The 8,549-nt window shown below is 60.4% G+C and carries 6 protein-coding genes and 1 pseudogene; all 7 read left to right on the forward strand.

The genetic code is table 11. The annotated features are described in order from the left end of the window. Positions 1 to 429: 429 nt before the first annotated feature. A complete protein-coding gene (locus tag ACE04F_RS08660; protein ID WP_486105896.1) occupies positions 430 to 918 on the forward strand; it encodes a cell division protein in 489 nt (162 codons plus the stop codon). Continuing rightward, positions 911 to 2,353, forward strand: a complete 1,443-nt coding sequence (locus tag ACE04F_RS08665) for a TIGR01777 family oxidoreductase (protein ID WP_486105898.1) — start codon at positions 911 to 913, stop codon at positions 2,351 to 2,353. Before ACE04F_RS08660 ends, ACE04F_RS08665 begins: the two co-directional genes overlap by 8 nt. A 9-nt stretch (positions 2,354 to 2,362) precedes the next feature. After that, positions 2,363 to 4,798: an alpha/beta hydrolase gene (locus ACE04F_RS08670; RefSeq protein WP_486105900.1), complete on the forward strand. Its 2,436-nt coding sequence runs from the start codon at positions 2,363 to 2,365 to the stop codon at positions 4,796 to 4,798. 311 nt (positions 4,799 to 5,109) lie between these two features. Beyond that, positions 5,110 to 5,691 carry an alpha/beta hydrolase gene (locus ACE04F_RS08675; RefSeq protein WP_486105902.1) on the forward strand — a complete coding sequence of 194 codons (582 nt, stop codon included), beginning with the start codon at positions 5,110 to 5,112 and terminating at the stop codon, positions 5,689 to 5,691. Positions 5,692 to 5,738: 47 nt separating this feature from the next. Next, entirely contained in the window at positions 5,739 to 6,659 is a 921-nt protein-coding gene (locus ACE04F_RS08680; protein WP_486105904.1) for a sigma 54-interacting transcriptional regulator, read from the forward strand. Positions 6,660 to 6,881: 222 nt separating this feature from the next. After that, a complete protein-coding gene (locus ACE04F_RS08685) occupies positions 6,882 to 7,904 on the forward strand; it encodes a hypothetical protein (RefSeq protein ID WP_486105906.1) in 1,023 nt (340 codons plus the stop codon). A gap of 33 nt (positions 7,905 to 7,937) precedes the next feature. After that, a pseudogene (locus tag ACE04F_RS08690) lies at positions 7,938 to 8,549 on the forward strand (RHS repeat domain-containing protein); the annotation flags it as partial.

The raw sequence follows: 8,549 nt of genomic DNA on the forward strand, positions 1-8,549 counted from the left end.
TGTGGCGAGGGAGCTTGCTCCCGCTCGGCTGCGCAGCAGTCGCAAACCCTGTGGTGTGCCTGAAGGAATGCTGGGGCCTGCTGCGCAGGCCAGCGGGAGCAAGCTCCCTCGCCACGGGTTTTGGGTTGTCTGGGCTGGCGCCTTCGCGAGCAGGCTCGCTCCCACAGGGTGGTTGGCGTTGTCGCGGATATTTCAGCCGGCACCGATCCAATGTGGGAGCGAGCCTGCTCGCGAAAACGGGTTTCAATGCACCACAGGCCTCATTAAGAGCAACCTCAAGCCGATCCCCTCGCCACAACGGTGTTCGGCTCAGGTTCAAGCGCTCCAGGCAGTGAGTTTTTATTTATCGCCGCCCGGCTTGTTAGCCAGGTAAAGCCCTCTCCTTTTCCATTAGACTTGCCGCCTCCAAGCAAGCCTTCAGGACACGGAATGCCAGTCCCTCCCAGCTCCCTTCGCAAAGCCTTGGTCGTTTGGCTGTACGCTGCGGCCCTGATGCATCTGCTCGCTGGTCTTACGCTGACCTGGGCCGGTCACTCCGGCTTGCTCGATGATTACCTGAACACCATCGAGCAGGCGTTCTGGGGTGCGGACATCGTGCCGGTTACCGTCCGTACGCAACAAGTCTGGTGGCTGGCGCTGTTCGGCGCCACGTTGCAAAGCTATGCGTTTTACATGCTGGCCCTGGTCCATCTCGGCGATCGCCTGAAAAGTGCCATGCCTTGGGGCTGGCTGATCGTCGGCATCCTGCTCTGGGCTCCCCAGGACATGCTGGTTTCCATCCAGGCGCGGGTCTGGTCGCACCTGTGGTTCGACAGCTTTGCACTACTTGTTTTACTGCCGCCGCTGTTCTGGCTTTATCGCCATGATCGCCGCACCGCCCTGACCGACAACACATCGAGTGAGTCGAACCATGCCTGATTTTTCACCGCTGGACTGGGCCATTGCCCTGCTGATTGCCCAGGCCATCCTCGGTGCGCTGGATACCCTGTATCACCACGAACTCACCGTCGCCTTGCCCTATCGCCACAGTGCGCGGCTGGAACTCTCCATCCACTCCCTGCGCTCATGTTTCTACGGAATCCTGTTCCTGGGTATCGCGCATCTGGCCTTCGAAGGGACCTGGGCGATTGTCATCGCGCTGCTGTTTGCCTTGGAGATCGGCCTGACGCTGTGGGATTTCGTGGTCGAGGACCGTAGCCGCAAACTGCCGCCCATCGAGCGCATCATGCACACGGTGCTGGCGGTCAACGGCGGGGCTTTTTTCGCGCTGTACGGCGTGCAACTGGCGCAGTGGGCGAGCCTGCCGACCGGCCTGAGCGCCATCGACCTGGGCTGGCGCGGCTGGCTGCTGACGTTGTTTGCCATTGGGGTTACGGCCTCGGGCATTCGCGACGGCTTGGCCGCCTTGCGCATGCAGCGCCAGGGCAAGCCCGGCAACCCGTTTGCCGGTGGTACCTACAAGCGCGTGCTGGTCACGGGTGGCACCGGGTTTATCGGCGAGGCCCTGGTCAACCAATTGCTCGATGCCGGGCACACGGTCAGTGTGCTGGCCCGCGATCCATTGAGGGCGGCCTATCTGTTTGACGGCCGCGCCCGCTGCCTGCGTTCGCTGGGCAAGCTGGGCCATGACGAAACCTTCGATGTACTGATCAACCTGGCGGGCGCGCCAGTAGCCGGGCCCCGCTGGAGTTCCAAGCGCCAGGCGCAACTCATCGCCAGCCGGGTCGATACCACCGAAGCCTTGATGACATGGTTGAAGAACGCCCGGCACAAACCGGCGTTGTGGATTCAAGCATCGGCCATCGGTTTTTATGGCGTGCGCGACGCCAGCGAAAGCCTCGATGAAAGCGCCAGCCAGGGCGATGGCTTCATGGCCGAACTTTGTTCGCGTTGGGAAGCCTCAGCGCGGCCCGCAACCGAGTTGGGCGTGCGGCAGGTGGTGATGCGCCTGGGCGTGGTGTTCGGTCCGGGCGGTGCGTTGCTGCCATTGCTGATTCCGTTTCGCCTGGGGTTCGGCGGGCGCATGGGCGATGGTCGGCAGATCATGAGTTGGGTGCACCGCGACGATGTGATCCAGGTGATCGCCCGTGCCTTCGAGGACGAAAGCCTGAGCGGCACCTACAACCTGGTAGCGCCGGAAACGGTCAGCCAGGCGCTGTTCGCCGAGCGCGTCGGCCAGGCGCTCAAGCGCCCGGTGTGGTTCCACATCCCGGCCGCGCCGGTGCGCGCCCTGGCTGGCGAGATGGCCCAGCTGTTTTTCGACGGCCAGCGCGTGGTACCCGATCGTCTCGTTCAGGCCGGGTATACGTTCCGTTACCCGACACTTGACGCTGCCCTGCGCGACCTGGCCTGAGGACTGTCCATGAGCAAGCCGAGGATGTACCTGCTGGCCGGCAACGGTAGCGCTGCCGATTGGTGGGACGACGCGTTGCCGCACTTCAAGCGCTACGACGTGGTGCCGCTGGAGCTGCCCGGCTTCGGCAACAACCCCCAGGCCCCGTGCGAAGACCTGGCGGCCTACGCACAGGCGTTGCTCGCGGCAACGGTCAAGGGCAGCGCGATCATGGCGGTCGGGGTGAACGCCTTACTGGTGCTGCACGCCTTGCAACGCCAGCCCGGACACTTCTGCCGCAGCGTATTGCTGGCGCCGGTGGGGGCGTTCTTGTGGCAGCGACGACTGCCGGCGTTGATGTCGCCGCTGCCGATTCGCAAGACCATCCACTGGCTGCTGGCGAACAAGCCAAGGCTGTTTGCCGACAAGTTCTCCCGCCAGCAATGGACGCCCGCGCAGTACCAGCGCATGGGCGCCGGCTATGCCCGCTGCCGAGCCTTTGTGCCGCATTGGGATCTGGTCCGCGCCGATACTGCGCTGCCGTTGCTGGAGTGGATCAGCGACCCGGTCGAGCTGGTCTGGGGTGATCAGGACAAGATACTCGGCGTCGCGCAAGCGGCGGCATGGTCGGCGATTCTTGCCCGTGCCGACTTGACCATCAGCCTCAAACCCGGCTGGGGCCACTATCCATGGATCGATTCACCCGAGCAATTCGCCGCCTGGCTGGAGTCCGGCGAGCGCGGGTTCGTCGCGCACACCAAGGGTGGCCGCTTGCGCTTGGCGGAGCTGGCCGGGCAGCCGGTTCCAGCGGCGCTGTCACTCAATGACTGTGGTGATCCCCGCTTACCAGACTTTCTGAGCAGCCAGCCGGATGCTGTCTGGGCCGTGCGTTCTTCCAGTTACGGGGAGGATCAGGCCGATGCGGCTAATGCGGGCTTGAGCACCACCTACCTGCGCGAGCCAACACACAATGTGCCGACGCGCATTGCCGAGCTGAGCGCGGCGGGCGTCGAGGAAGTAGTGGTGCAGCGTTTCATCACGCCACGGCTGTCCGGCATCGCCTTTGTGCGCCACCTTTCGGTTGAGCTGGAATGGGTCGAAGGCCATCTGGAGTCGTTGGCCGATGGCAAGGTGAGCCCCGAGCGGGCGATCATTTCCCGTCTCGGCGAGTCTTGGAACAGCGACACGTTCAAGCCGGCCCATGGCCTGACCGCCGAAGCGCTGTGGCAGTTTCTCCAAGGCGTGCTGCGGGTCTTCCATTACGTGCCCGGTGATGTCGAATGGGCCTGGGACGGCACGCAACTCTGGCTGCTGCAATACCGGCCGATCAGCGACTATGGCTGGCGCCGCCACCTGACCGCCGCCAACATCGCCGAGATCCTGCCGCCACAACCCAGCGTTCTGGTGGAGTACGCCCAGCGTCGTGCGGCGGCAAGCATTCCGGCGATCATGGCGCGTTGGGATTCACGAGTGTTGCAGGACAACGAGCCTTTCACCGCGGTGTTTGGCGGCGCCTCGTATATCAACAACGACCTGTTTCTCGCCCGGCTGGCCGACTGGGGCATCAGTGCCAGCAGCTATGCCGGCGAGGTCGGTGGGGCCACGCCGCACTTGCCTTGGCGACCGCTGCGCCTGCTGCGGTCGCTGCCGTTGTTTTTGCGCATGCAACGTATCGCTCGCGGACATCTGTTGACGCTGGAAAACGGTTTGCGCCGCTTCGACCGAGAGCTGCACGAACTGACCGGACAAGGCGCGAACGGCCAGCAACTGGCGGACTGGTTTACTCGTTTCTACGTGTTCGTGGTGCAGGGCAACCTGTGCATCGCCAGCGCCTTGGCCAGCAGTGGCGGCGACTGGCTGGGACGCCCGCCGACCGCCTATGACAATCTTCAACACAGCCCTCATCGCCTGCCCTGGGAAACCGACCCGGCGACGCCACGTCCGGTGCCGACCGAGCTGCCTTTGCAAACATTTCCACAGTGGCCGTTGGCGATTCGCCTGGCCCACGGCGCCGGTCTGCCGGGGCTGCGCGGCTATTACTTGCAGGTGCGCGAATGGTATCGCGACAACCTGATGCGGATCTTTTTCCGCCTGCACCACGCCATGCCGAGCGCCGACCGCCAGCATTGGTTCGCGCCGCACCCGGACATCCGCAGCCGCGACGGCAGCTTCTGGCAGGACGGTCGTGAAGGCACCGAGCAGGCGAGCGGATTCCTGATCTACCCCGGCCAGGCCCAGGGCATTCTCGGCAAGGACATCCTGCTGGAAGACACCTTGGACCCAGGCCGCCACGCTCACTATCAGGGCGCCCACGCTGTGATCGCACGCATGGGCGGTCGCCTGTCCCATGGCTCGACGTTGCTGCGTGAACTGCGCAAACCTTCGGCGGTACTGCCTCAGGTGGACGTGGGATGGTTGGGGCGTGAGGTGGTGTATTGCGATGGGGAATTGAGGCTGGTGGAGTAGGCATCGCTATGTCTGCTCGCCACGGGGTTTCGGGTTGTCTGGGCTGAGGCTTTCGCGAGCAGGCTCGCTCCCACAGGTGGTTGGGGTTGTTGCAGATATCTCAGCCAGCACAGGTCCAATGTGGGAGCGAGCTTGCTCGCGAAGGCGGTATGTCAGTCAACATTGATGTAACAGACTTACCGCTATCGCGCGCAAGCCCGCTCCCACAATTTATTATTCCTTTGTGGAATTAATAAATAGCTTCTTATTCCTTAAATAATATAACTCTCCTCCTTATACTCGTCCGGGAACAGACACGCAGGAGAGCACCCATGCGCAACGAATCGATTCGCTACCTGATTGTGCCGGGCTGGCAAGGATCGCCGGAAAATCATTGGCAAAGCCACTGGCAGAACAGCCTGCCCAACAGCGCCCGGGTCCAACAGGCTGACTGGCTGACGCCGCGGCGTGAAGACTGGGTCGCCGCGCTGGCCGAAGCCATTGCCGCCGACGATACCCCAGTAATCCTCATAGCCCATAGCCTGGGTTGCATCACGGTGGCCCATTGGGCCGCCACCGCGCCGGGGCCGTTCCTGCGGCAGGTGCGTGGCGCGTTGCTGGTGGCGCCGGCGGATGTCGAGCGGCCCGCCTGTGCTCCGGCGCTGCGCAACTTCGCGCCGATTCCCACGGACCTGTTGCCGTTTCCAAGCCAGGTGGTCAGCTCCGACAACGACGCGGCGGTCAGCGCCCCGCGTGCTCTGGAACTGGCGCGCAACTGGGGCGCCGAGGCCGGGATCCTGGCCGGGGCGGGGCATATCAATGTGAAGTCCGGTCACCAGCGCTGGGAGCAGGGTTTCGCTTTTCTCTATCGTCTGCAAAACCGCATGGAGCATCACGCCCTGCGTCGCGCCTGAATTTTAATGCCCTCCGTCTCGCCGGCGGTTTGGGGCGGGAGTCTGCCATGAGCCTGCATGAAACCTTCGGTCAGCCCTTGCTGACCTTTCCCGATTCGGAAAAAAGCCCCCTGAGCATCCGTGCCAAGGCGCTGGTATTTGTCGACCCGCGTTCGCGGCAGTTGCGTCAGGAGCTGGAGCAACTGGCGCCGCGGGCGATCTCGGTGCTGATCCGCAGTGAAACCGGCACCGGCAAGGAATTGCTGGCACGGCATATCCATCGCGAAAGCAATCGCGGTGGGCTGTTTGTTTCGGTCAATTGCGGCGCTATCAGCCCGACCTATGCTGACGCCGAGTTGTTCGGTTACGCCGTCGGCAGCCACAACAGTTCGGCCAGCAGCAGGGCCGGGTGGTTCGGCTCGGCCAACGGTGGCACGCTTTACCTGGATGAGATCGGAGACTTGCCGCTGCCGATCCAGATAAAGCTGCTGGCGGCACTGGAAAATCATGAGATTACCCGTGTCGGCGCGCACCAACCGAACCCCGTGGACGTGCGTCTGGTTGCGGCCACCAGCATTGATCTGGCGCAAGCGGTGGCCGCCGGAAAATTCCATGACCGGCTTTATCACTACCTGAGCGAGGGACAGCTGGAGTTGCCAGCCCTGCGCGAAAGGGTGGGCGATATCCTGTCCCTGGCCGAATATTTCCTGGGCATCTACAGCCAGCGCCTTGGCCTGGCCGTGCCGCTGATCAGTGAAGCGGCGCAACGGGCGCTTGAACGTCACAGCTGGCCGGGCAATACCCGCGAGTTGGAGAACGTTATCCATTTTGCATTGCTGGTGAGTGTCGGCGATGAGATTTTACTGGAGCACTTGAATTTGCCGCGTCCGTCCGAGCCGTTAGTACTAATTGAGCGAGTGGTGGAAGAGTTGAAGAGCAATAACCGGGCGCAGCTAGATCAACTAAAGGCGTGGATGCGTGAGCTCTGAGTTGTCTATTCAATCTATTTTGCTGGAGCGTGGTTTCGGTTTGGGTTTTTTGTTGAGGCGTGCCGTTGTTGTGCTCCTCGCATAATGAGTGCAACGGTCTGACATGGTTTTTAAATGTTCGCTGCTTGATAAGGATCGCTAAGTATAGACTAATGGGCGCGGAGCATAGCCTCCCTTGGTAGGAGACCAACCGTAACCATTAACAATAGTAAGGATCTCGAAATGGACTTCGATAATGATGCGCCCGTGGACAATACCGAGCGCTCTGAATATTTCTACGAACATGACAGTCTTCTAGAAAGTGGCGATGCGCCTTCCCCCACCATCATCGGTGAGCAACCTGGCTGGTCGGACCTGAACAGATTTGAAATTTTTTCCGCCAACGGTGGCGATCACTTGTACGGGAATGGTTTTCAGCAGTTAAAGTTGTTTGTTGTTATCAAGGCCGCTGATAAGCACGGGCGGTTTGTCGACCTGTCCCAGGCGGAGCTGGACTCCCTTGTATTGATCGACAAAAGCACCAATGAGCCGCTGACCGAGACTGTCTACACCTCGCATCAAGAACTGGGGGTCTGGAAGTATACCCGGTACCATAATCCTACGTACCGGTCGTTTCCCGCCAATACCGCCATCAAGGGCTCCGTAGACCCTGGAGAGTTTGTCTCGGCTAAAGAGTTTTACGTTACCACGACAGCCGATGATCCCATCGTGATCAGCCCTCGTATCACCCGTAGTGATGGCAAATATTTCTACCCCGAAAAAGCGAGCGAATTCGGATCTGTGCAATTGACGCCTGTTGCTGTTCCCCTGTACAGCAGTTCCCAATATGCTCTGCTTTCCGAGAAAAAGAGATATTACGGTGAACTTAGAGACTTTACCGAAATTCAAGTCTATGAACTAAAGTTGGTCGAGGGTTCGCGTCAGATAAAGTTCGTCAGCGAATGTAGCCTGTCCGGACAGTTGCAGACAGGCGCTGAGAGTGGCCAGTATGCAGGTTATTACGCCGTTGGGTATTTTGCCGGGATGAACATCACTCAATCCTTATCGTTATGGCAGATGCCAAATAATGTTGCATGGGAGAAAGACAAACTTCAACTGGTTCTGGTGTTTGCAAGGAAAGGCGGAGCGGTGTGGGTGCGCGAGGACAGGACAGTTGTGGAATTGAGCGCGCGTGACATGTATGGCAATCCGCATTCAGTCAAGGTTCGGTTATCCAAAAATCCTGTCGCTCTTACCTTGGTTTGAACCGCCTCTTTTTCTCAAGGACGATTAATCAATATGGACACAAACACCGAGCAGTCGCTGGATTCGGCTGCCTTCAAGTTCGATAGTTTCATACGTTCCGGTGTCGATCCCCGCACGGGAAGTTATAGTTTCAGCATGGCGTTGAATACGAGCTCTGTTGATACGCCCGGCAGAGCCAAGGTTCCTCTTGTCTTTGCCTACGACTCCTTCAGTAATCGACATTCGGGTCTGGGATCTGGATGGGCCCTGCGAACCTGTTGCTACGATCAGCGTCGACGCAAGCTGACGCTTTCAAACGGCGTTACCTATCGGCTGCGTATCCTCGAAGGCAAGGCCATTTTCGAAGACAAGAAGCTCGATAACCTTAAAGCCCAGGTGCGCGGCAACGACCTATGGATTGACCACATTGACGGAACGACCGAGGTTCTTTCCCGTGCCAATGAGACGTCCGAAGAATGGTTGCTGACCAGCTTTTTTACTCCACAAGGTCATGAGACTGCCTATTCCTATCGCGTCATATCGGGACGGCGGCAATTGACAGAGGTCCGTGACCAGCATCATCGCCTCTTGAGCATCGATTACGCCGTTGACGGGCGGCAGTCGCCGGCGATCATTCTGTGGCCTGATATCCCTTCTAAAAGGCTT

The organism is Pseudomonas sp. AGC41, assembly GCF_057334555.1.

Coding starts and splice junctions, on each gene's coding strand:
- ACE04F_RS08675 (WP_486105902.1), top strand. CDS start 5,110: ATGCGCAACGAATCGATTCGCTACCTGATTGTGCCGGGCTGGCAAGGA.
- ACE04F_RS08685 (WP_486105906.1), top strand. CDS start 6,882: ATGGACTTCGATAATGATGCGCCCGTGGACAATACCGAGCGCTCTGAA.
- ACE04F_RS08660 (WP_486105896.1), top strand. CDS start 430: ATGCCAGTCCCTCCCAGCTCCCTTCGCAAAGCCTTGGTCGTTTGGCTG.
- ACE04F_RS08680 (WP_486105904.1), top strand. CDS start 5,739: ATGAGCCTGCATGAAACCTTCGGTCAGCCCTTGCTGACCTTTCCCGAT.
- ACE04F_RS08665 (WP_486105898.1), top strand. CDS start 911: ATGCCTGATTTTTCACCGCTGGACTGGGCCATTGCCCTGCTGATTGCC.
- ACE04F_RS08670 (WP_486105900.1), top strand. CDS start 2,363: ATGAGCAAGCCGAGGATGTACCTGCTGGCCGGCAACGGTAGCGCTGCC.